This is a genomic window from Autumnicola tepida (assembly GCF_031846485.1).
Taxonomy (GTDB): Bacteria; Bacteroidota; Bacteroidia; order Flavobacteriales; family Flavobacteriaceae; genus Autumnicola; species Autumnicola tepida.
On record NZ_JAVRHQ010000096.1, the window covers coordinates 1 to 747 of the forward strand.

2 protein-coding genes are annotated in these 747 nt (G+C 43.8%); both read right to left on the reverse strand.

Features of this window, described 5'->3' with window-relative positions; translation table 11 throughout:
* The coding region (locus tag RM553_RS19555) for a beta/alpha barrel domain-containing protein (protein WP_489752717.1) at positions 1–387 on the reverse strand (387 nt) is incomplete at its 3' end.
* Between the two features lie 134 nt (positions 388–521).
* On the reverse strand, positions 522–747 hold a 226-nt coding region (locus RM553_RS19560), incomplete at its 5' end, for a PfkB family carbohydrate kinase (RefSeq protein ID WP_311536645.1).

Here is a 747-nt window from a genome sequence, read left to right on the forward strand (position 1 = left end):
CGCATAAGAAATCTCCGTAACTGAACCACAACCCGGCATCCAGGAAACTTTCCTGCGGTTACAGGTTCTGGCCATTTCCGCATTAACAATGGGAGAAACAATAAAGTTAGCGCCTAATTGAAGGTATAGCGCAGTAGTACCCGCATCAAGAACGGAACCTACACCCAAAATCATCCCTTCCAGGTTTTGAGTGGCATATTTGTTCAATTCCCCAAATACTTCATGGGCAAAATCGCCGCGGTTGGTGAATTCAAATACCCGCGCGCCACCATCATAACAGGCCTTTACGACCTTCTTACAAATTTCAATATCCTTATTGTAGAATACCGGTACCACGCCGGTGGACTTTGTAGCTTCAGCTACTTCTATTCGTGTATATGTTGCCATTAATTATTTTTTAAAAGCAATTGCAGATAATTTTATTTTTAAGGCCTACAAGTTTTTGGAAATCTTGCAGTCCCTCACATTATTTCTTTTAGACCTACAAGGTTCCAAAAACCTTGCAGGTGCCTCTCTCATTATTAGCGTTTAATCCTGCCGCCGGTACTGCCCTGCATTACTTCCAGTACTTCTTCCACACTTACCAGATTGGCATCGCCTAAAATGGTATGTTTTAAAGCACAGGCCGCATTGGCAAATTCCAGGGCTTTCTTATCATCAAAGTTTTGTAAGCCGTAAATAAGGCCAGCCGCGTAGGCATCTCCCGTCCCGATCCTGTCTACAACCGTAGTGATCTCCAGTTCTTCG